This window comes from Niveispirillum sp. KHB5.9, assembly GCF_048066115.1.
Lineage (GTDB): Bacteria > Pseudomonadota > Alphaproteobacteria > Azospirillales > Azospirillaceae > Niveispirillum.
In genome coordinates this window covers 16417-41030 of the sequence record NZ_JBLTYX010000001.1, presented here as the reverse complement: position 1 = coordinate 41030, position 24614 = coordinate 16417, and the positions used below count along the sequence as shown (strand labels likewise).

The 24614-nt window shown below is 66.7% G+C and carries 17 protein-coding genes; 8 read left to right on the top strand and 9 right to left on the bottom strand.

Annotated features, from left to right (window positions below; all coding sequences use genetic code 11):
• The first annotated feature begins 404 nt into the window (after positions 1–404).
• The 4 genes from ACM9HJ_RS00150 to ACM9HJ_RS00135 all read left to right on the top strand — a co-directional run bounded on the left by ACM9HJ_RS00150 (position 405) and on the right by ACM9HJ_RS00135 (position 3564).
• Positions 405–821 carry a response regulator gene (locus tag ACM9HJ_RS00150; RefSeq protein ID WP_416569633.1) on the top strand — a complete coding sequence of 139 codons (417 nt, stop codon included), beginning with the start codon at positions 405–407 and terminating at the stop codon, positions 819–821.
• Positions 822–851: 30 nt separating this feature from the next.
• Positions 852–1616: a substrate-binding periplasmic protein gene (locus ACM9HJ_RS00145; RefSeq protein WP_416569632.1), complete on the top strand. Its 765-nt coding sequence runs from the start codon at positions 852–854 to the stop codon at positions 1614–1616.
• Positions 1613–2281: a GGDEF domain-containing protein gene (locus tag ACM9HJ_RS00140; protein WP_416569631.1), complete on the top strand. Its 669-nt coding sequence runs from the start codon at positions 1613–1615 to the stop codon at positions 2279–2281. The genes ACM9HJ_RS00145 and ACM9HJ_RS00140 overlap by 4 nt, the downstream gene beginning before the upstream one ends.
• Positions 2282–2370: 89 nt before the next feature.
• Complete coding sequence (locus ACM9HJ_RS00135; protein ID WP_416569630.1) at positions 2371–3564, top strand: class I SAM-dependent methyltransferase; 1194 nt, start codon at positions 2371–2373, stop codon at positions 3562–3564.
• Positions 3565–3713: 149 nt separating this feature from the next.
• Here ACM9HJ_RS00135 and ACM9HJ_RS00130 read toward each other — a convergent pair whose 3' ends face one another.
• The 4 genes from ACM9HJ_RS00130 to ACM9HJ_RS00115 form a co-directional block, all read right to left on the bottom strand.
• The gene (locus tag ACM9HJ_RS00130) at positions 3714–5837 is read right to left on the bottom strand and encodes a sodium-translocating pyrophosphatase (RefSeq protein ID WP_416569629.1); all 2124 of its coding nucleotides are present in this window, start codon (positions 5835–5837) and stop codon (positions 3714–3716) included.
• A 379-nt stretch (positions 5838–6216) separates the two neighbouring features.
• Positions 6217–6684, bottom strand: a complete 468-nt coding sequence (locus tag ACM9HJ_RS00125) for a hypothetical protein (protein ID WP_416569628.1) — start codon at positions 6682–6684, stop codon at positions 6217–6219.
• Positions 6685–6942: 258 nt separating this feature from the next.
• On the bottom strand, positions 6943–8757 hold the full coding sequence (locus ACM9HJ_RS00120; protein ID WP_416569627.1) for an IlvD/Edd family dehydratase: 1815 nt from the start codon (positions 8755–8757) through the stop codon (positions 6943–6945).
• Between the two features lie 287 nt (positions 8758–9044).
• Positions 9045–12242: a two-component regulator propeller domain-containing protein gene (locus ACM9HJ_RS00115; protein WP_416569626.1), complete on the bottom strand. Its 3198-nt coding sequence runs from the start codon at positions 12240–12242 to the stop codon at positions 9045–9047.
• A gap of 98 nt (positions 12243–12340) precedes the next feature.
• Between ACM9HJ_RS00115 and ACM9HJ_RS00110 the strand changes: the two genes are divergently transcribed.
• Positions 12341–13198, top strand: coding sequence for a metallophosphoesterase family protein (locus ACM9HJ_RS00110; protein ID WP_416569625.1), 858 nt, complete (start codon positions 12341–12343; stop codon positions 13196–13198).
• Position 13199: 1 nt separating this feature from the next.
• On the opposite strand, the gene ACM9HJ_RS00105 is transcribed toward ACM9HJ_RS00110, so the two are convergent.
• Positions 13200–16133 (bottom strand): calcium-binding protein, encoded by a 2934-nt coding sequence (locus tag ACM9HJ_RS00105; protein WP_416569624.1) that lies wholly within the window; start codon positions 16131–16133, stop codon positions 13200–13202.
• Between the two features lie 257 nt (positions 16134–16390).
• Between ACM9HJ_RS00105 and ACM9HJ_RS00100 the strand changes: the two genes are divergently transcribed.
• Positions 16391–17857: a hypothetical protein gene (locus tag ACM9HJ_RS00100; protein ID WP_416569623.1), complete on the top strand. Its 1467-nt coding sequence runs from the start codon at positions 16391–16393 to the stop codon at positions 17855–17857.
• Positions 17858–17867: 10 nt separating this feature from the next.
• On the top strand, positions 17868–18077 hold the full coding sequence (locus tag ACM9HJ_RS00095) for an LPXTG cell wall anchor domain-containing protein (protein WP_416569622.1): 210 nt from the start codon (positions 17868–17870) through the stop codon (positions 18075–18077).
• Between the two features lie 49 nt (positions 18078–18126).
• Here the strand turns inward: ACM9HJ_RS00095 and ACM9HJ_RS00090 are convergent, their stop codons facing one another.
• From ACM9HJ_RS00090 to cobD, 4 genes are all read right to left on the bottom strand, one after another.
• The gene (locus tag ACM9HJ_RS00090; protein WP_416569621.1) at positions 18127–19503 is read right to left on the bottom strand and encodes an L-serine ammonia-lyase; all 1377 of its coding nucleotides are present in this window, start codon (positions 19501–19503) and stop codon (positions 18127–18129) included.
• A 166-nt stretch (positions 19504–19669) separates the two neighbouring features.
• On the bottom strand, positions 19670–20875 hold the full coding sequence (locus ACM9HJ_RS00085; protein ID WP_416569620.1) for a GDSL-type esterase/lipase family protein: 1206 nt from the start codon (positions 20873–20875) through the stop codon (positions 19670–19672).
• A 330-nt stretch (positions 20876–21205) separates the two neighbouring features.
• A complete protein-coding gene (locus ACM9HJ_RS00080; protein ID WP_416569619.1) occupies positions 21206–22396 on the bottom strand; it encodes an aspartyl/asparaginyl beta-hydroxylase domain-containing protein in 1191 nt (396 codons plus the stop codon).
• 202 nt (positions 22397–22598) lie between these two features.
• Positions 22599–23606 carry a threonine-phosphate decarboxylase CobD gene (gene cobD, locus ACM9HJ_RS00075; RefSeq protein ID WP_416569618.1) on the bottom strand — a complete coding sequence of 336 codons (1008 nt, stop codon included), beginning with the start codon at positions 23604–23606 and terminating at the stop codon, positions 22599–22601.
• A gap of 19 nt (positions 23607–23625) precedes the next feature.
• Here cobD and cbiB point away from each other — a divergent pair, with 19 nt between their 5' ends.
• Complete coding sequence (cbiB, locus tag ACM9HJ_RS00070) at positions 23626–24567, top strand: adenosylcobinamide-phosphate synthase CbiB (RefSeq protein WP_416569617.1); 942 nt, start codon at positions 23626–23628, stop codon at positions 24565–24567.
• The last annotated feature ends 47 nt before the right edge of the window (positions 24568–24614 follow it).

Here is a 24614-nt window from a genome sequence, read left to right as displayed (position 1 = left end):
GAAGCATGCCATCTTACGTTAACGTCAACCATGTCGGCCAATCATATCAGCGTTTATTTATATAAAATTCGATGAAAATTGACAGCGGCCGGCATCTCGGTTAATTCCTTTTAACAGATGACATCGATATCATGCACGACGCCCAATCACCGGCACGGGGGGCGGCGATGCTGGTTTCGTTCCCATCAAAAACAGGCCGGCGCGCAACCGGAAACCGCCCCCCAACGACGGGGCGCGGATGCCCCCTTGCGTGTCCGCAGCCAAAAGAACCGGACAGGAAGCCCATGCACGCCGCGCTTTTGAAAATCTGACCCGCTTTTCCTGCCCCTGAAAACAGGGGCGTTCCCCATGCGCTGAAATCAGCCGGGCCGGAACCGCGTTTCCGGTCGTGAGGAGTTTTGTCCATGCAGGACCGGATATTGGGTGGGCTGAAAGTGCTCATCATCGACGATGACAATTTCTATCGCGGCCTGCTGCGCCGGATCGTGCAGCAATTCGGCAACATGACGATCGAGGATATCGGCACGCCCGACATGGCCGTGCCCATCATCGAGCATTTCAAGCCCGACATCGTGCTTTGCGATATCGAGATGAAGCCCATCGACGGGATCGAGGTGCTGCGCCGCATCCGTGAGCATCCCGCCACCATGAACCTGCCGGTGGTGATGGTGACCAGCCACGCGCAGAGCGACCTGGTCCTGGCCGCCCGCCGCCACCGGGCGTCGGGATATCTGGTGAAGCCCGTATCCCTGGCCGACATCAAGTCGCGCATGATCGCCGCCTTGGCCGCCCACAATATCATCCGCCGCTCCGGCCACTGACCCGCAAATCATTTCCCTGAGGAAACCATTATGAACAAGATCCATGTCGCCGGCCTGCTGGCCACGATGCTGTCCGTCGCCCTGCCCGCCGCCCATGCCAAGGAACTGAGCTTCCGCGCCGATGCCTGGTGCCCGTATAATTGCGAGCCGGGCAAGGCGCCGGGCTATCTGGTGGAAATCGCCGGCCTGGCCCTGACGGAGGCCGGCCACAAGGTCGATTACAAACTGATGCCGTGGAGCGACGCCCTGGCCCAGGTGCAGGCCGGACGCTTCTCCGCCGCCGTGGGTGCCAGTGTTGCGGAGGCCCCCGCCCTGGTCTTCCCGCGCGAAAGCCTGGGCAGCACCCAGACCATCCTGGTGACGCTGAAGGGCCGCGGGGTCCATGCCACCGGCCTGAAAAGCCTGGACGGGCTGCGCATCGGCTTCGGCGCCGATTATTTCTACGAGGAAAGCGTCAACGCCTATCTCGATGCGCACAAGAAGGAACCGCGGATGGTGGCCGTGGGCGGCGACAATCTGACGGAGGATCTGATCCGCCTGCTGGTCGATGGCAAGGTCGATGCCATCATCGAGGATGTGAACGTCATCGACTATCAGGCGGAAACCAAGGGCTATCAGGGCATTTTCGACTATACGCCGATCGGCAAGCCCTCCTCGGTCTCCATCGGCTTCTCCCCCGCCGATCCCGATGCCCGTGTCTATGCCGCGCTGGTCGATGCCAAGATGCGGCAATTGCGGACCTCGGGTGAGCTGAAGAAGATCATGGCCCGCTATGGCCTGCGGGAGCCGCAGTGAGCGGCGGGCTGGACGGGCTGCTGCTCCTGGCCGCCCTTCTGGTCGGGGCCGGGATCACGGGGGTGGTCCTGCGGCTGCGCCGGTCGCACCTGGAACGCCAGCGGCATCTGCTGGACAATCTGGTGGCAGGGCGCACCTCGGAACTGCGCCATGCCCTGGCGGCACTGGAACGGCTGGCCGGCATGGATCCGCTGACGGAGGTGATGAACCGCCGCCGCTTCATGGAGATGGCGGCGGCGGAACTGGCCCGGGCGGACCGTACCGGCCGGCCCGTGGCGGTGGCCATGCTGGACCTGGACCATTTCAAGCAGATCAACGACCGGCATGGCCATCTGGCCGGGGACGAGGCGTTGAAGCTGGTGGCCCGGCAACTGGCCAAGCAATGCCGGGTCAGCGACCTGCTGGCCCGCTTCGGCGGGGAGGAATTCGTGCTGCTGCTGCCGGAAACCGGCCTGGCCGGTGCCATGACCATGCTGGAGCGTGTCCGGGTTGCCATTGCCGGGTCGGGGTTCCGCCATGATGGCCGCGCCATTTCCCTGACGGCCAGCATCGGCCTGGCGGTCAGGGAGGATCGGCCGGAAAGCCTGGACCGGCTGCTGGCCCGCGCCGACCATGCCTTGTACGAGGCCAAGCGCGGCGGGCGGAACCGGGTCGTCGCGTCCTGAAACCCTGTGCCGCGATTTGACGTCTTTCCCGGCACCCGATGCATGACTAAGTTTCGCGTGCATCCCAGCCTTTTTTGAGACGTTTCCCCATGGCCTCCCCCCTCGCCCCCGCCCTTGCCGATATCCGTGCCCTGCTGCTGGACGGGGACCGGCTGGTGCGTGCCGTGGCCGGCGGGCGGATGCGCAACATGACCCCGCCCTGGCGGCGGGTGGAATTGCGGCCCGTTTCCCTGAAATCCGGCCCGCACCTGCAGACCGTCGCCTATGACGAGCGTCAGGCCCATACCAGCAACGCCGCCTTCGGCCCCGATGCCGAAAAGGCGGTGGACGACCTGCTGGCCCTGGGTCTGGGCACCTGGCATGTGGAGACGCTGGATGCCACGGTGCAGCTGCGCGTCACCAAGAAGGGTGAGGCGATGATCAGCCGCACGGCGGCCGCCGCGCCGAAGGAACGCGCCCTGGACCATGACCGCGCCAAGCCGCGCCTGCTGGACCCGGCCGACCCCTTCTGGCGGGCCGTGGGCATCGCCGATGGCGAAGGCCGCATCAAGCCCACCCGCCAGGACAAGTACCGGCAGGTGGAGGAATTCATCCGGGCCCTGGACGGGGTGCTGAAGGGTGCCGAGTTTGCTGAGGGCCGGCCGCTGCGCGTCGTCGACCTGGGCTGCGGCAACGCCTATCTCACCTTCGCCGCCTATCGGTTCCTGACCCATGTACGCGGGCTGGAGGTCGATTTCGCCGGCGTGGACACCAAGCGCCAAGCACGCGAGCGCAACACCGAACTGGCCGCCACCCTGGGCTGGGACGGGCTGCATTTCATCGAAGGCACGATCGCCGAGGCACCGGTGGAAGGGGCTGATATCGTCCTGGCCCTGCATGCCTGCGACACCGCCACCGACGACGCCCTGGCGCGCGCGGTGGCCTGGGGGGCGAAATATGTGCTGGCGGCTCCCTGCTGCCACCATGACCTGCAAAAGCAGCTGCGTGCGGGAGAGGCGCCGGCCGCCTATGGGCTGTTGACCCGCCACGGCATCCTGCGCGAACGTTTCGCCGACATGCTGACCGACGCTCTGCGCGCCAGCCTGATGCGTCAGGCGGGATACCGGACGGAGATCATCGAATTCGTGCCCTCCGAACATACCCCGCGCAACACGCTGCTGCGGGCCGTGCGCACGGGTGCTGCGGCGGAGCGCAAGGCAGTGGAGGAATACCAGGCCCTGGTCAGGGAATGGGGCGTGACGCCGAAACTGTCGGTGCTGCTGGGAACAGAGGCGGGGTTCTGAGATTTCTTGCTTTCGCAAGACCTCTGCGAAACCCTTGGGCACCATCGCTTCCGTTCTCTCTACCGTCACCCCGGCGAAGGCCGGGGCCCAAATAGAAAAACCCCGGCCCGTCGCCGGACCGGGGTCTGCAAGGTCACCGTGAAAACACCTCAGCCGTGGGCCAGGATGGCCAGCAGCAGCAGCGCCACGATGTTGGTGATCTTGATCATCGGGTTCACGGCGGGACCGGCCGTGTCCTTGTAGGGGTCGCCCACCGTGTCGCCGGTCACGGCCGCCTTGTGCGCGTCAGACCCCTTGCCGCCATGGTGGCCCTCCTCGATGTATTTCTTGGCATTGTCCCAGGCACCGCCGCCCGACGTCATCGAGATGGCGACGAACAGGCCGGTGACGATGACGCCCAGCAGCATGGCACCGACGGCGCTGAACGCCGCCCCCTTGTCCGCGATGGCGGCCACCAGGAAATACAGCACCACCGGCGCCAGCACCGGCAGCAGCGAGGGGATGATCATCTCCTTGATCGCGGCCTTGGTCAGCATGTCGACGGCCCGGCCATAGTCGGGCTTGGACGTGCCCGCCATGATGCCCGGATCGTCACGGAACTGGCGACGCACCTCTTCCACCACCGAACCGGCGGCACGGCCCACCGCCGTCATGCCCATGGCGCCGAACAGATAGGGCAGCAGGCCGCCAAGGATCAGGCCGACAACCACATACGGATTGGCCAGGCTGAAATCCACCGACACCCCGGCGAAATAGGGGTATGTCGTCGGATCGGCCATGAAGAACTTCAGATCCTCGTTATAGGCGGCGAACAGCACCAGCGCCCCCAGGCCGGCCGACCCGATGGCATAACCCTTGGTGACGGCCTTGGTGGTGTTGCCCACGGCGTCCAGCGCATCGGTGGTGACGCGCACCTCCTTGGGCAGGTCGGCCATTTCGGCGATGCCGCCGCCATTGTCGGTGACCGGGCCATAGGCATCCAGCGCCACGACCATGCCGGCCACGGCCAGCATGCTGGTCACGGCGATGGCGATGCCGAACAATCCGGCGAACAGGTAGCAGACGATGATGGCGACGCAGATCACCAGGGCCGGCAGGGCCGTGGCTTCCATCGACACAGCCAGGCCCTGGATGACGTTGGTGCCATGGCCGGTCGTGCTTGACTGTGCCACCGACTTCACCGGACGGTAATTGGTGCCCGTGTAATATTCGGTGATCCAGACGATCAGGCCCGTCACCACCTGCCCCACGACGGCACAGTGGTAAAGGTCGGCGGCCGTGAAGGTCACGCCCGCGCCCGTGGTGAAGGCGGTGTCGAAGCCCTGCGGCAGCACCCAGTGCGTGACCGCCGCGATGGCGCCCAGCGACAGCACGCCGCAGGCGATGAAGCCCTTGTACAGGGCCCCCATGATGTTGTTGGACGATCCCAGCTTCACGAAGAAGGTGCCGATGATCGAGGTGATGATGCAGGACCCGCCGATGGCCAGCGGATAGACCAGGGCTGCGCCCAGCACGTCCTGGCCGGCGAAGAAGATGCTGGCCAGCACCATGGTGGCCACCACCGTCACCGCATAGGTTTCGAACAGGTCGGCCGCCATGCCGGCGCAGTCGCCGACATTGTCACCGACATTGTCGGCGATCACGGCCGGGTTGCGCGGATCATCCTCCGGAATGCCGGCTTCGACCTTGCCCACCAGATCGGCGCCGACATCGGCACCCTTGGTGAAGATGCCGCCACCCAGGCGCGCGAAGATGGAAATCAGCGAGGCGCCGAAGCCAAGCGCCACCAGCGCGTCGATCAGCGGCCGGCCGGTGATTTCCAGGCAGGTCAGCACCATGTAATAGCCGGCGACCCCCAGCAGGGCCAGACCCGCCACCAGCATGCCCGTGACGGCACCGGCGCGGAAGGCCAGCGACAGGCCCTGCGCCAGCCCCTGGCGCGAGGCTTCCGCCGTGCGCACATTGGCACGGACGGAGATGTTCATGCCGATATAGCCGGCGGCGGCCGACAGCACGGCGCCGATGACGAAGCCGATGGCAACGTGGATACCCAGCAGGAAGCCCACCAGCACCGCGATCACCACGCCGACGATGCCGATGGTGGTGTATTGGCGGTTCAGATAGGCACCGGCGCCGATCTGGATGGCCTGGGCGATTTCCTGCATGCGGGCATTGCCCGGACTGGCGGAGAGCACGGCACGCGCCGTCACCAGCCCGTAGAGGATGGCCAGCACCCCGCATGCCAGCACGAAGTACAACACTTGCGTGGTCATGTCGTTTCCTTACCCTGTTGAAGATGCCGCTTCTGTTTTGATGACCGGACGGCCGGCGGCATTAGGCGGGCGCAAGCATGCCATGCGTTTTTGGATGCGGCAATACGCCGCCATTGAATAAATGGGCATGGACGCGGGTTTTGGCGCGGTTTGCCGATGGTTAGGTGCATGCCAGTGAGGTGAAGCTGCATCGTTGCAGCCTCCTCCACCGTCACCCCGGCGGAAGCCGGGGCCCAGTGTCAAGGCGCGATCAGCGCCGATATGAGTCTTGCCGCGGCAGACGCCGCTCTGCGCCTGGGCCCCGGCTTTCGCCGGGGTGACGGTAGAGAGTGGGGAAAACCCCCACAGCCGGACTTTCGCCGGGAACCGCTGCTACCCCTCAATAAACCGGCCGCTGGCTGACCGACTGGATCAGCACGTCATGCACGACGTCGGGGCCTAGCACCTTTTCGGTGGTTTCCATCAGTTTGGTCTTCAGGGCCGGAATGTTCAGCACCTGGCCGTCGATCACCTGGCCCTTGTCGATGCCGCCATAGAGCGCCTGGACATAGGCATCGACCAGCCGCGGGCTCTGGATGCGCACCTGGTCGCGGACGACATCGTCATCCACTTCCAGGCTGACGGTGACCATGATGTTCTGTTCGACGGTCTTGGCACCCAGCACGGGCACGATCATCGGGCCGACCTGCACGAAGACGGGCGGGCCGGTGCGCTCCTTCTTCTTGGGCTTCTCCTCGGCATGTTCCTCACCCTCCTTGTGGGGCTTGGGGCCGAACATGACATAGCCGCCCACGCCGGCGCCGATCAGCACCAGCAAAGCCAGGATGAGCAGGATGATCTTCTTCATGGGAACAGGCGCCTTTCAACCGCTGAGGCGACTATAGCACCTCAGCTCCGCGGTCATCAGGGCCAATTGCCGGGCGGCGGGCAGGTATGACCGGATGAGCATGAACATTGTTCATATTCATCCGGTCTGTCAAGCGAGACACGCTACCCATACGGCGGCGACTGCCGCCGCGCGGCACGTGCCGCGTGAGCCAAGCCCACGGATGTGGGCGCCGGCGCCTGAGGTCCGGTGATCGCTTGCGATCACCGGAAACAAGCGTCAGTGATTATCCCTGGGCACGCCGTAGGTTTCGGCGATGCGCTGGAACTGCACGGCGGGTTCCAGCACGGCACCATCGCCCAGCTGTCCGACCATGCGGCGCTGGATTTCCTGCCAGGGCGTCTGGGAGGCCGGATAGGCATAGCCACCGGCCGCTTCCAGCGCCGCCCGCCGTTCGGCGATCTCCGCCGCCGGGATCAGGATATCGGCGGTGCCGTTCTTCAGGTCGATGCGCAGCCGGTCACCGGTGCGCAGGATGGCCAGATTGCCGCCGGCCGCCGCTTCCGGCGAGGCGTTCAGGATCGAGGGCGAGCCCGACGTGCCCGACTGCCGCCCGTCGCCGATGCAGGGCAGGACGCTGACGCCCTGCTTGATCAGATAGGCGGGCGGCCGCATGTTCACCACTTCCGCCGCACCGGGATAGCCGATCGGACCGGTGCCGCGCATCACCAGGATGTCATCCTTGCTGATATCCAGCGCCGGATCGTCGATGCGGTGATGGTAATCCTCCGGCCCGTCGAAGACGAAGGCCTTGCCCTCGAACGCTTCCGGATCGGCGGGGTTCGACAGGTAGCGGTCGCGGAATTCCTGGCTGATGACGCTGGTCTTGACGATGGCATTGTCGAACAGGCTGCCGCGCAGGACGATGAAGCCGGCATCCTTCTTCAGGGGATTGTCGAAGGTGCGGATCACCTCCGGCATCTCGATTTCCTTGCCCCGGCAATTCTCCCCGATGGTGCGGCCATTGGCGGTGATCGCACCTTCGCGGATCAGGCCCTGTTCCATCAGCTGGTTGACCACGGCCGGCACGCCGCCGGCATGGTGGTAATCCTCGCCCAGATATTCCCCGGCGGGCTGCAGGTTCACCAACAGCGGGATCTTGTGACCATGCTTCTGCCAGTCATCCAGCGACAGTTCCACGCCCACATGCCTGGCGATGGCGGCCAGATGGATGGGGGCGTTGGTGGAGCCGCCGATGGCGGAATTCACGACGATGGCGTTCAGGAAGGCGTCGCGCGTCATGATATCGGACGGCTTCAGATCCTCTTCCACCATGGCAACGATGCGCTTGCCCGTCTCGTACGACACCTGCTGGCGTTCGCGATAAGGCGCCGGGATGGCGGCGGAGCCGGGCAGCTGCATGCCCAGCGCTTCCGCCAGCGAATTCATCGTCGTGGCCGTGCCCATGGTGTTGCAGTAACCCGTGGACGGGGCGGACGACGCCACCAGGTCGATGAAGCCCTTATAGTCGATCTCGCCGGCTGCCATCATCTGGCGGGCCTTCCACACGATGGTGCCCGACCCTGTGCGCTCGCCCTTGTGCCAGCCGTTCAGCATGGGGCCGACGGAGAGCGCGATGGCGGGGATGTTCACCGTGGCGGCAGCCATCAGCATGGCCGGCGTGGTCTTGTCGCAGCCGATGGTCAGCACGACGCCATCCAGCGGATAGCCGTAGAGCAGTTCCACCAGACCCAGATAGGCCAGGTTGCGGTCCAGCCCGGCCGTCGGGCGCTTGCCCGTCTCCTGGATGGGATGGACGGGGAATTCGATGGCGATGCCGCCGGCGGTGCGGATGCCCTCACGGACACGCTCGGCCAGGACCATGTGGTGGCGGTTGCAGGGGGACAGGTCGGACCCGGTCTGGGCGATGCCGATGATCGGCTTGCCCGACTGCAATTCCTCGCGGCTCAACCCGAAATTCAGATACCGCTCCAGATACAGCGCCGTCATGTCGGCATTGGCGGGATTGTTGAACCATTCCTGCGACCGCAGGCGGCGGGGTGCGGCACCCTGCGCGACCTGATCCTTGGCCATCACTCGTCTCCCTGAGAAGCCGGACCCCGCCCACGTGGCGACCCCGGTTCTTCTGGGAATAGCATGGGATTCAGGCGAATACCATTATTATCATATTAATCAGTGAAACCGCTGCCATGCAGCGCATGAAGGTGCCTTGTCGCCCCCGAAGACAAGCGCTTTACGAAAGATCGCCAGGGGAGAATCGGAACAATGGGCACCCCAGGCCGGCGACCGCCGGCCCGCGACCCCATGGTCGCGCAAGCCAAGCCGCCAGATGGCGGCGCCCGGCACCTGAGGGCGCAAAATCAATTCACCACGCTTTGCGGCGGGGTGCAGCCCATGGTCCCGCCGCGTTCGCTGAACTGCACGCGGTCACGCCCACCCTGCTTGGCACGGTAGAGGGCCACATCGGTGCGGCCGACCAGTATGGCCAGGCTGTCATCGCCGGCGCTGTACTGGGCACCCCCGACGCTGGCGGTCACGGGGATGGGCATGCCGTCGAAATCGATGGGCCGGCCGCCGATGGACTGGCGGATGCGCTCGGCCACCACCTGGGCCTCCGCCTCCTCCGTCTCCGGCAGCAACACGGCCAGTTCCTCCCCGCCATAGCGGGCGACGACATCGGTGGTGCGCACGGCGTTCAGCACGCGCTGGGCCGCGGCGCGCAGGACGGCGTCGCCGGCATTGTGGCCGTGATTGTCATTGACCAGCTTGAAATGGTCCAGGTCCACCAGCAACAGGCTGAACGGCCGTCCATAGCGCTGGGCGCGGTCGATCTCGGCCAGCCCCATCTCCTCGAACCGGCGGCGGTTCAACAGGCCGGTCAGCCCGTCGGTGCTGGCCAGCCGCGCCAGCTCGGCATTGGCATTGACCAGATCCTGGGTGCGCTGGGCCACCAGTTGCTCCAGCCATCGCCGCTGCCGGCGCAGGGCGGCGGTGCGCGCCTGGATCACCAGCCCCAGGATGGCCAGCACGGCCAGCACCGCCCCCACCCGCGCCAGCCCCGTCTGGTACCAGGCGGGCAGGACATCGATGGTGACCATGCGGTCGGCCGCCACCCACACGCCCTCCTTGTTGGTGGCGCGCAGGCGCAGCGCATAGGTGCCGGGCGGCAGGTTGGTATATGTGGCCAGCCTTCCAAGCGCATCCACCTCCACCCAGCCCTTGTCGAACCCTTCCAGGCTGTAGCTGTAACGCAGGCTGGCCGGCCCCGCATAATCCAGGGCCGCGAAGCCCACGGTCAGGGTCCGGGCACCGGCCGGCATGGTGACGGCGGCCGGCGTCATCGGACGGGCCTTGGCCGCCCCGCCCTTCGCGGCCTCATTGGGCAGGGGGGCCAGGTTCAATGCCGCGGCGGGCACCGGTTCATTGTCGATGCGGATATCGGTCAGGACCAATGGCGGCTGGAACGCCCATTGGCGCAGCGCGTCCGGCCGCACCAGGGTCAGCCCTTCCCGCCCGCCGAACAGCAGCTCGCCACCGGCCAGCCGCGCCGCCGACCCGACCCAGGTGCCGCGCACCGCCAGCCCGTCATCCCAGCCGATGGCGCTGATGGCGCGGGTTTCAGGGTCGATGCGGGCCAGGCCGTCCTCCGTGCTGACCCAAATCTGCCCGGCCTCGTCCATGACCATGGCCTGCACGCTGTCGCCGGGCAGGCCGTGGCGCTGCGACAGGGTGGTGAAGCGGTAGCGCTCGTCCGCCAGATCGCTGGTCAGGACGCTGACCCCGCCGCCCAGCGTGCCCACCCATAGCCGTCCCTGCCGGTCATGGATCAGCCCGGTGATGTAATTATGGGCCAGCGACGACCAGTCCCAGGACCGGTTCTGCACGCGCCGGACACTGCCCCGGTCGGGATCGACCAGATGCAGGCCGCGATGGGTGCCGACCCAGATGCGCCCGTCATTGCTGGCGGCCAGCACCCGCACCCGGTCATCGGCCAGGGTCGTGGCATCGTCGGGATCGTGGCGGAACTGGGTGACGGCACCGTTGCGCGGGTTGAACCGCACCAGCCCCTCGGTGGCCAGCCATAATTCCCCGTCGCGCACCAGGATGGCGTGGATGGGCTGGCCCGCCACCGATCCCGGCAGATCGACGGGCCGCACCTGCCCCGTGGCGCGGCTGTAGCGCGACAGGCCCAGCTGCGTGCCGATCCAGACCGTATCCTCGCCATCCTCCGCCAGCGCCAGGACATTGGCGCGCGGCAGGCCCGTCGCCGCCGCCTGGCCGGGGACCAGCCGCTGCCTTGTGCGGGCGACGGGGTCGATGATGTCGATGCCCCTGGTTTCGAACCCCAGCCAGACCTTGCCGTCGCGCGCCGCCATGACGGAGCGCACCTGCGGCTCGCTGGGGCTTTCCGGCTGGGAGGGGGAGGAGAAGATGGAAAGCACGCCCTGGTTGGCGGGATTGTGGACGCTGATGCCGCCGCCCCAGGTCGCCACCCAGATCAGACCCGACCGGTCGCGCAGCAGGCTGCGCACCGCATCGCTGCTGACGCTGGCCAGCACGGCCGGGTCATGGTGGATGGACCGCACCGCCCCACTCTCCACATCCAGCTCCACCAGCCCGCCGGGATCGGTGGCCACCCAGATGCGGTCGCGCGGATCGCCATCGACGCGCAGATCCTGGATGGCCCGCACATGCGGCCGGTCGGCGATCCGTCCCTCGGCGCGGGCCATGTCGAAGGACCGGGCGATGCCCGTGGCCGGGTCATGGCAGACGACGATACCGCCGCGCGTGCCGATCCATATCCGTCCCCGCCCGTCGATGAACAGGGTGGAGATGGGGGTGTCGGGCGACAGCGACGGCAGCGACACCACCTCCAGCGCCGGCTCGAACCCGCTATGGCCCGGCCGGCGTACGGCCAGCCCCTGGTCGGTCGCCACCCACAGCATGCCGGTGGTGTCGAACAGCAGGTCCAGCACCACGTTGCCGGGCAGGCCATCATTGCGCGCATCCTGGGTCCGGAAATTCTCCGCCGCCCCGGTATCGGCATCCAGCCGCGCCAGACCGGAGCGCAGGGCCACCCAGATGTCGCCGCGCGCATCCTCCTCGAACCGGTAGGCGGTGGGATGGGCCAGACCGCCGGGCCCGGCCGGATAGCGGGCGAAGCTTTCCGTCTCCGGGATGAAGCGGGCCACGCCGCCATTGTTGGTGCCCACCCACAGCCGCCCGCGCCGGTCGACATGCAGGGCGTTGATATAACCGTCGGGAAGCGAGCTGGGGTCGCGGCTGTCCGGCTGGAACACCCGGAACCGGTAGCCGTCGAAACGGGTCAACCCCACGGGCGTGCCGACCCAGATGAAGCCGGCCCGGTCCTGGACGATGGCGGTGACGATATCGCTGGGCATGCCGGCCACACGGCCGATCCGCTCGAACAGAACCTCGGCCCGCGCGTTCCAATAGGCGGCAGCGGGGTCTTCCTCTCCCCTGGCGACAGTCGCCAGGGTGAAAAGGCCCAGCAGCGCGCAGAAAAACGCCAACGCATACCGGATGGGCCGACGCATGGCCGGCATCCAGTTGTATGTTGGCCCAACCGCGTTGCCCAAACCTTCCCTCCGCCGCAAACTAGTTGCGAGTTTAGCATTTCCAGGTGGAATTCACCATGCGGCTGCAGGTTGCGAACGAATACGGGGACTGCGCACCGCGGCTATGGGCGATCAGTGATTTGCACTTGTCATTGTCCGCTAACAGCGAAGCGCTGGAACGGTTGCATGACCATGGCGATGACTGGCTGATCCTGGCCGGCGACGTGGCCGAACGGCCCGACGACCTGGCCCGCGCCTTCGACAGCCTGTCCCGCCGCTTCAAGCACCTGATCTGGGTGCCGGGCAACCACGAGCTGTGGACGACCAATACCCCCGACGGCCCGCTGGGCGGGGAGGCCAAGTACCGGGCGCTGGTGGACATCGCCCGCGCCCGGGGCGTGGTGACGCCGGAGGATGAGTATCCCGTCTGGCCGGGGCCGGGCGGCCCCCTGCTGCTGGTGCCCATGTTCCTGGGATATGATTACAGCTTCCGGCCCGACGATGTGCCGCTGGACCGCGTGCTGGACTGGGCGTGGGAGAAGCGGTTGCGCAGCGCCGATGAACGACGCCTGTCACCCGCCCCCTACCCCACTCGCCAGGACTGGTGCGCGGCCCGCGTCGCCTGGACGCAAGCGCGGCTGGCGGCGGAACTGCCGACGGGGATGGGCAGCGTCCTGATCAACCATTATCCGCTGCGCGCCGATCTGGTGACGCTGCGCCGCATCCCGCGTTTCAGCCCCTGGTGCGGCACAGTGGCCACCACCGACTGGCACCTGCGCTTCCGCGCCGCCGCCTGCATCCATGGCCATCTGCATGTGCCGGGCACCCACTGGCGCGACGGTGTGCGGTTCGAAGAGGTGTCGCTGGGCTATCCCCGCCAATGGCAGCCGCACGGGCGCGGCCCCGACCGCGCCCTGCGGCTTGTGTTGGGATAAGCTACAGCCACAGCCCAGTGTCCGCCGCCTGGATGGCCCGGCCCTCGGCCCCGCCGGCGATCAGGTAGTGCAGCAGTGGGTTCATGCCGGCCGCCGCCACGTCGGGATTGGCCTCCAGATAGGCCGAGCTGTCAAACCAGGCTGACGGGTCGCGCCCCTCCCGCCCCCCATTGACGAGATAATGGCCGAAGGCGCTGGTGATGGCGCCGGACCGGAGCGCCGCCGCCACGTCGGGATTATGGGAGAGGTACCAGTCGGTGTCGAACAGGGCATTGGGATCGCGCCCCTGCGTTCGCCCCTGGAGCAGGAAATGCTCGAACCCGTCGGACACGCGGCCGGCGGCGATATCCGCCGCCACGTCGCTGTTCTGCGATAGATAATAGCCCTCATCGAACAGGGCCAGGTCGAAATCGGCCTTGGGGAATGCCAGGCGCCCCTCCGCCTTCCCGAACAGCGTGTAGTGCTGCAGGCCCGAGCGATAGGCACCCTGCGTCACTGCCGCTGCCACGTCGGGATTGGCGGAAAGGTAGTATTTCTCGCTGAAGAGGCCGCCATCATAGTCTCGGTCGGCCGCCGGGGCCCGCCATTCGGTCCGGCCGTTCTGGAGGAAATGCTGGTAGGCACTGCGCAGCGCACCGGACTGGACCAGGGCGGCCACGTCGGGATTTTGCGCTAGGTAATAGGCGCTGTCGAAGGTGGCATTGACCAGCCTTCCCTCCGCCCGGCCGAAGGCCTCGTAATGCGCGGTGCCGCTGGTGAAGACGCCTGCCCGCACGGCCGCCGCCACGTCGGGATTGGCGGCCAGGTACGCCGCCTCGCCGAAGCCTGTGGCCGAGCCCGTGCCGGCCCTGACCCCGTCGACCCCGTCCAGCAGGATAACGCGGTCGGAAAGGCGCAGGATCTCCACGCCCGACAGGCTGTCGGTGCCCTGGGTGCCCGCATTGGCCTTCACCGTGACCCGTCCATCCTGGCCCATGGTGATGGCAACCTCGGCGAAGCGGGCATCGAAGCGGACCACGTCCAGCGCGGCCCCGCCGATGATGCGGTCGTCGCCCTCCCCGCCGGCCAGCAGGTCGTCGCCGGCATCCCCGGCCAGCGTGTCATTGCCTGCCATCCCCGCCAGCAGGTCGGCCCCCGTCCCGCCCTCCAGGATATTGGGCCGCGCATCCCCCGTCAGCCGGTCATCGGCCAGGCCGCCAACGACGGAAACGATCTCGATTGAGTCGAGGTAGTCCGTCGCGCTGCCCGTTCCGATTGTATAGCGCTGAGTGCTGTCGCCGTTGGCATCCGCCGGGGCGACGATGAAGGTTATGGGGGTACTCGTGCTAAAGACCGGATTGCTGCTGACGAAGCGGTAGACGGCCGTGTCGATGCCCAAGCCACCGTATAGGTAGTCCCCGCCAATGCTGCCGTGGAGCGTGTCGGGTCCGCTGCCACCCTCCAGACGGTCCGAGCCGTACCAGCCGGTGAGGGAGTCCGCTCCCTCCCGCCCTCTAAGGCCCCATTCTCCGCTATAGGCGTCATGGATTTGCATGACGTCGGCGCCGTAGGTTCCCCATGCACCGTTCAGGGTCTCCCACTCATCAAAAACATGTCCGGGAAAGTCCGTGCCGGAAGGCTGCCCGTAGTTGAGGTTCTCCGACGTCAGGGCCGTGGCCGTCACGCCGCGCAGGCGGATGACGGTGGTGAAGTCCTTGGCCGTGCCCGACCCGTCCTTGTCGATCTGCACCAGCGTGTCGGCACCGCTTTGCAGGAAGCGCAGATATCCCTGCGCGACCGGATCGCCTTCCCAATAGCCGGGCGCCAGTTCCAGTATCACGCTCATATGCAGCAGGTCGCCACCGGGCCCGGCCGCGAAGTCCGTGATGTCGTAGATGCCGGCGACGAAATCGAAATAGGAGACGCCTTCCGTGACCAGGAACTGGTCGCGCCCGGCCCCTCCCGTCAGGGTCGCAGCTCCGGACAGGATGATCTTGTCATTGCCCGCGCCCCCGTCCACAAGCACGCCGCCCTCGATGAAATCATCCCCGCCGCCGCCGGCGATGGTCGACATGTCATCGCCGGCCGCGCTGATGCTGTCATTGCCGTCGCCGCCATCCAGGATACTGTCACCATCGTACGCCAGGATCGTATCGTTCCCGTCGCCGCCGCTCAGCGTGTTGTTGCCTCTGAAATCCTCCAGATAATCGTTGCCCGCCCCGCCGGTGATGCTGTCATTACCACCCTCTCCGAAAAGCCGGTCGGCATAGGCGCTGCCCGTGATCGTGTCGTTCAGGGATGAACCCGACACATTAATCCGTTCCACCCCGATCAGCGTGTCGGTATTGCCGAACGCATCCTTGATGGTGGAGGTGCCGCCCGACACGAAGCCCGAGATGTCCAGTGTCAGTCCGGTTGTGAAGGTGGCGCCGGTATGGACGAAATTGACAAGGTCGTTGCCGGCGCCACCGTCCAGCGTGTCGTTGCCAGCATCCCCGCGCAGCAGATCATCCCCAGCCTCGCCGTAGAGCTGGTCGTCACCGGCATTGCCGTAGAGGAAATCGTTGCCGTCGCCGCCCCGCAGCGTGTCGGCACCATCGGAGGAAAGGCTGGTGGCGTTGCTGCTGACGCCCCCGACCATATAGTCGTCGCCCCCATTGCCGATCAGGCTGTCCGCACCAGCACCGCCGACGATCGAATCGTAATAATCGCCACCGATCAGCGTGTCGTTGCCGGTATCGAAGAAGGAGCTTTCCCAGGAGAACTGAGCTCCCCCATAAAGGTAGCTGGCTCCCCCCGCACCGCCGACGATGCTGTCATCGCCATCACGGCCGACCAGCGTTTCGGCATTATGCAGGCCCCCGCGGATCGTGTCGTTCCCGCCCCGACCATCCACATAATCGTTGCTGCCGCCCAGAAGCGTGTCCGCACCATCCGAACCAGTCAGAGTCGTCATGCAGGGAGGCCTCGCGGTTTTCATGTAAATGGGATGCAATTATCCTATGATATATGAAAATTTATAACAATTCATACGTGCCGATCCTGGCACAGCACATGCGATCGCGCATGCATCATCCTGTATGCTCAATCGGAATATTGCCGCAGGGCGGCAGATAGGCGCGCCATATCCAGACGCCGTCACGGACGATGGTTTGCCCCCGGCCGGCTTTTGCGTCACAAAACAGGGCAAGCCATCTAGGGATGTCCGGCCCCATGTCCAACGCCTTCACCGTCACCATCGACAATCCCGGCAACCTGGTTTCCGGTTCCATCGCCCTGATCCGCAGCGGCACGGAATTCGCCATCAGCCAGCTGGCCCGCTATCTGGACTGGCAGGGCAGCCTGGACGTGCAGGTGCGCATCCGCAGTGCAGACGATCCCCAGCACCCCTATCCCAATGTCGACGGCATCCTGCCCGCCAATCCCGGCGTCACCTTCGATACGGCCGGCACCGGCAGCCTGGTGACCCTGGCGGAGGCGCGGACGGGTGTCGATCCCAACGGGGCCACCGCCGACACGGTGTTCACCATCTATCTGGGCCGCGACGGCACGATCCGCAATTACGGTTTCCCCGTCTGGCTGGACCCCAACCCGCGGGCCGACACCACCCCCGCCCTGCCCGCCGGACAGCATGATTTCGTCTCCATCGCCACGCACGAGATCCTGCACGGGCTGGGTTTCTATTACTGGCCGGCGGCGAAGGTCGAGTTCACCCGCCAGCTGACCAATGTCAACGGTGTCAATTATTTCACGGGCGACGCCGTGAAGGCGCTGCTGGGGCCGCAAGGCCTGCCGCTGGCCAACCAATCCGACCATTACGGCAACAGCAATATCGATTATCAGCCGGTGACGCGCGGCATCATGTACCAGTTCGGCAATTACGAGCTGAACCGCTGGGAAATCGGCCGGCTGGACCTGGCCGTGCTGAAGGATTTGGGCTGGACGGTGAAAAGCACGGCCGGCCTGCCCCTGGTCGATCTGGACGACCGCCAGCCCAACGTGACGGGCACGGCGGCAACCGACCGGGTCTATGGCGATTTCCGGGGCAATGTCCTGACCGGTCTGGCCGGCAACGACCTGTTCGACGGCGGCCTGGGCAATGACACGATGTCTGGCGGGACGGGCCTGGACGTGGCCCTGTTCACGGGCGGAACGGCCAGCATCGCCGCCGACGGCACCGCTATCGTGACCGGTCCCGATAGCATCGACCGCACGGACGGCGTGGAGGTGCTGATCCTGGGCAGTCGCACCATTTTCACCCATGCCGTCAGCCGCACGCTGCTGTCCAACCCGGTGGATGAGAAAATCTATCTGGCGGCCAACCCGGACGTGGCGGCGGCCGTAACGGCCGGCGCCTTCACCTCCGGCGCCGCGCACTGGGCGGCCTATGGCAAGGCGGAGGGGCGGTCGCCCAGCGCCTTCTTCGATGCCGATTACTATGCCGGCCACAATCCCGACCTGGCGGCGGCCTTCGGCAGCAATGACGCGGCCCTGCTGGACCATTGGCTGCGCCTGGGCATGAGCGAGGGGCGGGCAGCCTCCCCCTTCTTCAATCCGCAGGCCTATCTGACCCTGAACCCGGATGTGGCCGCAGCCGGCGTGAACCCGGTGCTGCATTACCTGGCCTATGGCATCGCGGAGAACCGCGCCATCGGCGCCGACCTGTCCTGGTTTGGTTGAGGGGGCGGCGATGCGGCCTTTCATCCTGGTGCTGATCGCGGCCGCGCTGGGCCTGGGCGCCCTGACCTATGCCACTTTCCGCACCACGGAAATGCTGGCGCCGCTGCCCACGGCCGGGCGCGGCGCCGTCTTCGCCGCCTTTGTCGGGGCGGGCCTGCTGTTCAGCCTGTTCGTCTGGCTGCAGCGCAAGAGCCGAAAGAAAGGCCGGGACGGGAAGTGATCGCCCGTAGGTCGGGGTTCGCTTGCCGCTCACCCCGACCTACGGCTGATCAGCATTCCGGCAGGTTCACCGCCAGCCCGCCCAGCGACGTCTCCTTGTACCGCTCGGACATGTCCGCCCCGGTGCGCCGCATCGTCTCGATCACCCGGTCCAGGGAGACATGGTGGGTACCATCCCCCATCAGGGCCAGACGGGCGGCGTCGATGGCCTTGATGGCGCCCATGGCGTTGCGTTCGATACAAGGGATCTGCACCAGCCCGCCGATCGGGTCGCAGGTCAGGCCCAGATTGTGCTCCATGCCGATCTCGGCCGCGTTCTCGATCTGGGCATTGCTGCCGCCCTGCGCCGCGACCAGCCCGCCCGCCGCCATGGAGCAGGCCACCCCGACCTCCCCCTGGCAGCCCACCTCGGCGGCGGAAATGCTGGCATTGCGCTTGTACAGCCCGCCGATGGCCGCCGCGGTCAGCAGGAAATTGTGCCTTCCCGCCGCCGTGCCCTGGCAGAACCGGTCGTAATAGCGCAGCACGGCCGGCACGATGCCTGCCGCCCCGTTGGTGGGGCTGGTCACCACCTTGCCGCCCGCCGCATTCTCCTCATTCACCGCCAGGGCCCAGAGATTGATCCAGTCCAGCGCCGACAGCGGGTCGGTCAGCATGCGCTCGCGCTTGGCCAGCAACTCCTCATGCAGCCGTGCCGCCCGCCGCCGGACATTCAGCCCGCCGGGCAATGTGCCGCCCTGGCGCATGCCGCGTTCGATGCAGGCATCCATGGCGGCCCAGATACGGTCCAGCCCGGCGCGCACATCCGTTTCCGGCATCAACGCCACCTCATTCTCCATGACCAGCTGCGCGATGCTCATGTCGCGCCCGTCGGCCAGCCGGATCAGCTCGTCCGCCGTGCGGTACTGGTGCGGCATGCCGGGCCCGGCCTCCGCCGGCTGGTTGGACCGCGCCTCATCCTCATCCACGACGAACCCGCCACCGACGGAGAAATAGGTGCGGCCGGCCAGTTCCGTTCCGGCCGCGTCATAGGCGTGGAACAGGATGCCGTTGGGATGGAAGGTCAGCCTCTCCCCGCCCCGCCACAGGATATCGCGCGAGGGTATGAATTCCACCGGCTGCCGGCCGGCGAAATGCAGTTTCGCCCCCGCCTCGATCCCGGCGACCAGCCGGTCGCTCTCATCCGGATCGACGGTCGCCGGCTGGAACCCGGCCAGCCCGACGATGGCGGCGCGGTCGGTGGCGTGACCCTTGCCGGTCAATGCCAGCGAGGCATAGAGCGTGACGGTGACGCGGGCCACCTGGGGCAGCAGGCCCGCCGCCCCCACCCGTTCACCGAAGCGGAAGGCGGCGGTCATCGGGCCCATCGTGTGCGACGAACTGGGCCCGACCCCGATCTTGAAGAGGTCGAATACGCTGACGGTCATTTCTGGCGTGCCATCCCGGGGGCGTGTTTATGGATTGCCTGCGGGGCCGTTTGCCGGCCCTGTTTTGTGGGCGAACCCATAGCACGCCGCACCCGCGCCCGCCATTCCGGCATGTGGGACGGTCGGTTCCCGCTTGGTTTCGGCCCGAGCTAGGGACCGCCGCGCCTCAGCGCCCGAACAGCGCCTTCTCCACCAGCATGGCCATGGCCTCGTACCCCGCCTCGCTGGGGTGCAGATTGTCGCCGATATCATAGGCGGGCAGCAGGCGGGTGGGATGGGCCGGGTCCTGCATGCTCTTGTCGAAATCCACCACCCCGTCGAACTTGGCATCGGGCGAGCGAATCCAGGTGTTCACCGCCTGTCGCAGCACCTCTCCACCCGGCCGGAAATATTTCGCCCCCTCATAGGGCATCAGGGTGCCGGCATGGATGCGCAGCCCCTTGGCCTGGGCCCGGTCGCGCAGCTGCGACAGGCCCTGGATCACCTGCTCCGCCGTCACCTCCTCGCCCGGCTTGATCGACCCGTTGCCGATATCGTTGATGCCGATCAGCAGCACGATGTCGGTGGCGCCGTTCTGGGCCAGGGCGTCGCGCTCGAACCGGGCGAGCATGTTGGCCCCTGCGTTGGGGCGCAGCAGCCGGTTGCCGGCGATGCCCTGGTTCAGGACGATGGTCGACGCCGCCTTGCCGCCGCGTGCCGCCAGATGCGCCGACAGCCGGCGCGGATAGGTGCCGCCCGGTGCCTGATGGGTGACATCGCCCTCCGTGATGCTGTCGCCGATAGCCACCAGCACGGGGGCCGGCGCCCCCAGCACCTCCACGGATGCCAGCGGGCTGGGCGACCGCTTCACCTCCGCCCCCGGCAGCGCACCGGGCTGTCCGGTCTGGTCACCCGCCGCCACCTCCACCTGCGGCCGATGGCCGGCGACGATGGCGGGGCCGGGATAATGGATGGACAGGGCCAACCCCTGCCCCTTGCGCACCGGCAGCGCCACAATGTCGCTCAGCAGCGGTGCACCCACGGCCAGGGCGGCATTGACGCTGCCGCCGAAGGTGACGGCGATGGCCGGCCCCGCCGGCTGTCCCTTATCATCCAGGGGTGTCACACGCACTGGCCCGAAACCCACGGGCTGCGTGCCCAGCTCATTGGTGAAGCGCAGGCGCAGCGCCTGCCCGCCAGCATCCAGCACCAGGGTCTGGCGCACCGTCTGCCTGTCATAGGTGGGCGTATCGCCCGGCGGCAGCGGCGCCAGCGCCCAGGCCGGCCGCCAGACCGACTCCGCCTTGCCCGTCCCCGCCCCGCCCGTGGCGCAACCCGACAGGCCCAGCAGCAGTGCCGCCGCCAGCAGGGTCTTCATTCCCGTCGCACGCATCCGCTTCCTCCCATTTATCGATATGATCGATCATATAATGGGAGATTGCAGGATGGTCAAAGTGGGGCTTTGGGGATTTCCTGTGTGGGGACCTTCGGTGCAACGTTCTCCACCGTCATCCTCGCGCACATTTGTGCTGTAAGGGTCCCAGCAATATCCATCGTCACCCCGGCGAAGGCCGGGGCCCAAGTCGTAGAGCGAAGCGCCCGTGATCTGGGCCCCGGCCTTCGCCGGGGTGACGGTAGCGAGGGTGGCAACGATGGTGCCCAGGAGTTACACGAGAGACCTCGCGTGCGCGGGAATGACGGTGAGTATGGTTGGAGCCCCCCCCTACAGCCCGCTCTCCGCCACGTCGCCCGTCGCAGCGTCCATGCTGGTCATGATGCGGGCATAGGCTTCGCGCTCCACCTCGGTCAGATACGGATGCCAGATGTCGAAGATCAGGACGACGCGCAGCTCGTCGCTGTTGTTCCAGGCCTCATGCTCGATCGTGTCGTCGAACACCCAGCCCTGGCCGACCTTCCATTCCCGCGTCTCGTTGCCGACACGGAAGCCGCAATCGGCCGGCACCACCAGCGGCAGATGCACCACCAGCCGCGTATTGGCCACACCATGGTGCGGCGGAATGCGGGTGCGCGGCTTCAGCAGGGAGAACATGGCCACCGGCGACCGCTTGGGCACGCGCGGCTGCGGCATGTCGGCCAGCACCGACATGGTGACGGGGCAGCGGTCGGCATTGGCCGGCACGGGCTCTCCCCGTTCCAGCAGGTGGAAGGCGCTCCAGCGGGGGGAATGGTTCAGCGGCTTCCACTGGTCCAGCGGCGCCCAGTCCGGATACTGGATATAGGGCACGGCCGATGACTGATCCGGATCGGCCAGCAGGCCGGCCAGTTCGCGCTGGATATCGCGCGTTGCCCCCTCCAGCCGCGACAGCCAGGGGAATTCCTCGCGATCGAAGAACTCGATCGACGGCAGGCCCGGCAGGTGGAAATGCGTGGGCTTCTGGGTATAGACCTTCCGCTTGCCCAGCAGATGGTCGACCATCTGGTCGATGCGCCGTGTTTCCGCCGATCCGCGCGGGCTGGACAGACCGGCGACGGCGCCGCGCAGGCTGCCTTCCAGGTCCCGCATATACTCGTCATGCACCTGCTGGGCGCGGGCAATGGCGCGGCGCGTCGGCTCGTCATAATGGCTGTGCGGGGAATATTGGGTCAGCGCCGCGCCATAGGCCTGGGCCGCCTGCCGCTTCTGCCCCTGCGCCTCCAGGATGCTCGCCCGCATCAGCAGCGCCAGGAAACTGCGCGGATCGGCGCGCAGGGCCCCGTCCAGGGCGACCATCGCCGCGCTCAGATCACCACCCACCCGGTTGGCCACCGCCAGATTGAGCCAGAGCGAGATATCGGAGGGAAAGCGCCGGACCGCACCTTCCAGCATCTCCCGTGCGTCGCGCATGCGGCCGGACGCCATCAGCCGCATGGCCGTCAGGCTGGCATCCTGTGCCGTCAATTCCGCTACCGCCATCGGCTCTTTTCCCTCAACGCACGGCTATGCCAACAGTCTAGGCATTTTGGACTAGACCGATTTCGATGATAGGGATGGTGCCAATTCTGTAAAGCGCCGTCACGAACCCGCGCTTAACAGGACGTTAACAGCTTATAATTTGTAACGAAACATGTCAAACCATCGCGGATTCTGCATAGATTATAGGCAGGACCATGCGTTTTCAGCGCATTAGCACAAAGGCCAGCCGGTCGAACGTGACAGAATCGGGGGGAAGCCCCAACCTGAACAGACCGGGACAGTTCGTAAACGCCCGTGCCAACAGCCCGGCCCGGCCCAGCATGGTAAACAGATCACGGGTCCGATCGCAGCGGACCAGGGTGAAAAGATCGGTCCCCCCAACCAGCTCGAACCCACCCTTTAGATATAGACTCAGCACCGTTGCCGTGGCCGTCGCCAGCCTGTTCCGCGCCATCGCCTGCCAGTCCGCATCCGCCAATGCCGCCGCCCCCACCGCCAGCGCCGGCCCCGCCACCGCCCAGGGACCCAGCCGCGCCGCCATGGCACGGATAATGTCCGCCGGCCCCAGCAGGAACCCCAGCCGCAATCCCCCTAACCCATAGAACTTGCCGAAGGACCGCAGCACGATCAGCCCCTCCCCCCCCGCATGGGATGCCAGCGACAGATCGGGGCGCAGGTCACAGAACGCCTCATCCACGACCATCCATCCGCCTCGCCTTGATATTTCCGCCAGCAGGGGTAGCAGCCGGGCCGGATCATATGTGCGCCCGTCGGGATTGTTGGGATTGACCAGCAGCAGCACATCGGGCAACGGCCCTTCAAGCGACGGCAGATCGGCGATCATCCGCACCCCATGCCCCGCCCGTGCCCAGGCCGGCGCATGCTCGCCATAGGTCGGGCCGATAATGGCCACATCCGCCCCCGCCGGCCGCAGGAAGGGCAGGCCACTGATCAGCACCTGCGACCCCGGCGCCGCCAGGATCGCATCCGGATCGGTGATGCCATAAGCACTCATGGCGGCCTGCTTCAACGCCTGTTCGTCCGCCGCCGACGGCAGCCGCCTCCACAGCGCCGGGTCCAGTTCCGGCAGCGGATAGGGCCAGGGATTGATGCCGGTGGACAGGTCCACCCAGGGCCGGGGCGCATCGGGGAACAGGGCCGCCATCCGGCCCAGATCGCCGCCATGGGGCTGCGCGCCGTGGACATCCATGCTATCACCTTGTTCCATCATGGAGATTTTTCCGCCCCTGCTGCTCTGTGCGCTGATCGTGGAAGCCGTTCTCGGCTATCCCGACCCGCTTTATCGCGCCATCCGTCACCCCGTGACCTGGATCGGCGCCATCATTTCCGCCCTGGATCGCCGCCTGAACCGGGGTTCCGTCCTGGTGAAACGGCTGGGCGGGATCGTCACGGTGCTGATCCTGGTGGGCGGGGCCATCGCCATTGGCGGGGTGGTACAGGCCCTGCTGCTGTCCCTGCCCTATGGCTGGGTGATTCTGGCGCTGCTCGCTTCCACCCTGCTGGCCCAGCGCAGCCTCTACCGCTTCGTCAAGGCCGTGGCTGTTGGTCTGCGCGACGGTGGCCTTGCCGGCGGGCGCTCGGCGGTGGCGCATATCGTGGGCCGTGATCCGGAAAGCCTGGACGAGGCCGGGGTGGCTCGTGCCGCCATCGAAAGCCTGGCGGAGAATTTCTCCGATGGGATCACGGCGCCGGCCTTCTGGCTGGCCGTGGGCGGCCTGCCCGGCTTGCTCGCCTACAAGACCATCAACACCGCCGACAGCATGATCGGCCACCGCACGCCCCGGCATGAGGCATTCGGCTGGGCCGCCGCCCGCCTGGACGATCTGGTCAACCTGCCCGCTTCCCGCCTGACCACCCTGCTGCTGGCCCTGGCCTCCGGGCCCCGCATGGGGGCGGCCCTGGCGGCGGTGAAACGTGACGCCGGCAAGCATCGCAGCCCCAATGCCGGCTGGCCGGAAGCGGCCATGGCTGGTGCCCTGGGCCTGCGGCTGGCCGGGCCGAGGCGTTATGCCGGTCATGTCGTGGATGACCACTGGATGGGCGATGGAAGGGCCGATGTCACGGCGGGCGATATCGAGGCGGCGTTGCGGCTTTACATCCGGGCGCTGGGGCTGATGTGGGTTCTGGCGTCGGTTTGGGCACTGCTGTAAGGCCCCAATACCACCTAACCCGTCATCCCGGCGAAAGCCGGGACCCA

What these genes read in the sequence shown, in the direction of transcription:
- ACM9HJ_RS00085 (WP_416569620.1), bottom strand. Translation starts at nt 20,875, where the DNA reads ATGCGTGCGACGGGAATGAAGACCCTGCTGGCGGCGGCACTGCTGCTG.
- ACM9HJ_RS00115 (WP_416569626.1), bottom strand. Translation starts at nt 12,242, where the DNA reads ATGCGTCGGCCCATCCGGTATGCGTTGGCGTTTTTCTGCGCGCTGCTG.
- ACM9HJ_RS00105 (WP_416569624.1), bottom strand. Translation starts at nt 16,133, where the DNA reads ATGACGACTCTGACTGGTTCGGATGGTGCGGACACGCTTCTGGGCGGC.
- ACM9HJ_RS00090 (WP_416569621.1), bottom strand. Translation starts at nt 19,503, where the DNA reads ATGACCGTCAGCGTATTCGACCTCTTCAAGATCGGGGTCGGGCCCAGT.
- cbiB (WP_416569617.1), top strand. Translation starts at nt 23,626, where the DNA reads ATGGAGATTTTTCCGCCCCTGCTGCTCTGTGCGCTGATCGTGGAAGCC.
- ACM9HJ_RS00095 (WP_416569622.1), top strand. Translation starts at nt 17,868, where the DNA reads ATGCGGCCTTTCATCCTGGTGCTGATCGCGGCCGCGCTGGGCCTGGGC.
- ACM9HJ_RS00130 (WP_416569629.1), bottom strand. Translation starts at nt 5,837, where the DNA reads ATGACCACGCAAGTGTTGTACTTCGTGCTGGCATGCGGGGTGCTGGCC.
- ACM9HJ_RS00110 (WP_416569625.1), top strand. Translation starts at nt 12,341, where the DNA reads ATGCGGCTGCAGGTTGCGAACGAATACGGGGACTGCGCACCGCGGCTA.
- ACM9HJ_RS00100 (WP_416569623.1), top strand. Translation starts at nt 16,391, where the DNA reads ATGTCCAACGCCTTCACCGTCACCATCGACAATCCCGGCAACCTGGTT.
- ACM9HJ_RS00150 (WP_416569633.1), top strand. Translation starts at nt 405, where the DNA reads ATGCAGGACCGGATATTGGGTGGGCTGAAAGTGCTCATCATCGACGAT.
- ACM9HJ_RS00135 (WP_416569630.1), top strand. Translation starts at nt 2,371, where the DNA reads ATGGCCTCCCCCCTCGCCCCCGCCCTTGCCGATATCCGTGCCCTGCTG.
- ACM9HJ_RS00125 (WP_416569628.1), bottom strand. Translation starts at nt 6,684, where the DNA reads ATGAAGAAGATCATCCTGCTCATCCTGGCTTTGCTGGTGCTGATCGGC.
- cobD (WP_416569618.1), bottom strand. Translation starts at nt 23,606, where the DNA reads ATGGATGTCCACGGCGCGCAGCCCCATGGCGGCGATCTGGGCCGGATG.
- ACM9HJ_RS00120 (WP_416569627.1), bottom strand. Translation starts at nt 8,757, where the DNA reads ATGGCCAAGGATCAGGTCGCGCAGGGTGCCGCACCCCGCCGCCTGCGG.
- ACM9HJ_RS00080 (WP_416569619.1), bottom strand. Translation starts at nt 22,396, where the DNA reads ATGGCGGTAGCGGAATTGACGGCACAGGATGCCAGCCTGACGGCCATG.
- ACM9HJ_RS00145 (WP_416569632.1), top strand. Translation starts at nt 852, where the DNA reads ATGAACAAGATCCATGTCGCCGGCCTGCTGGCCACGATGCTGTCCGTC.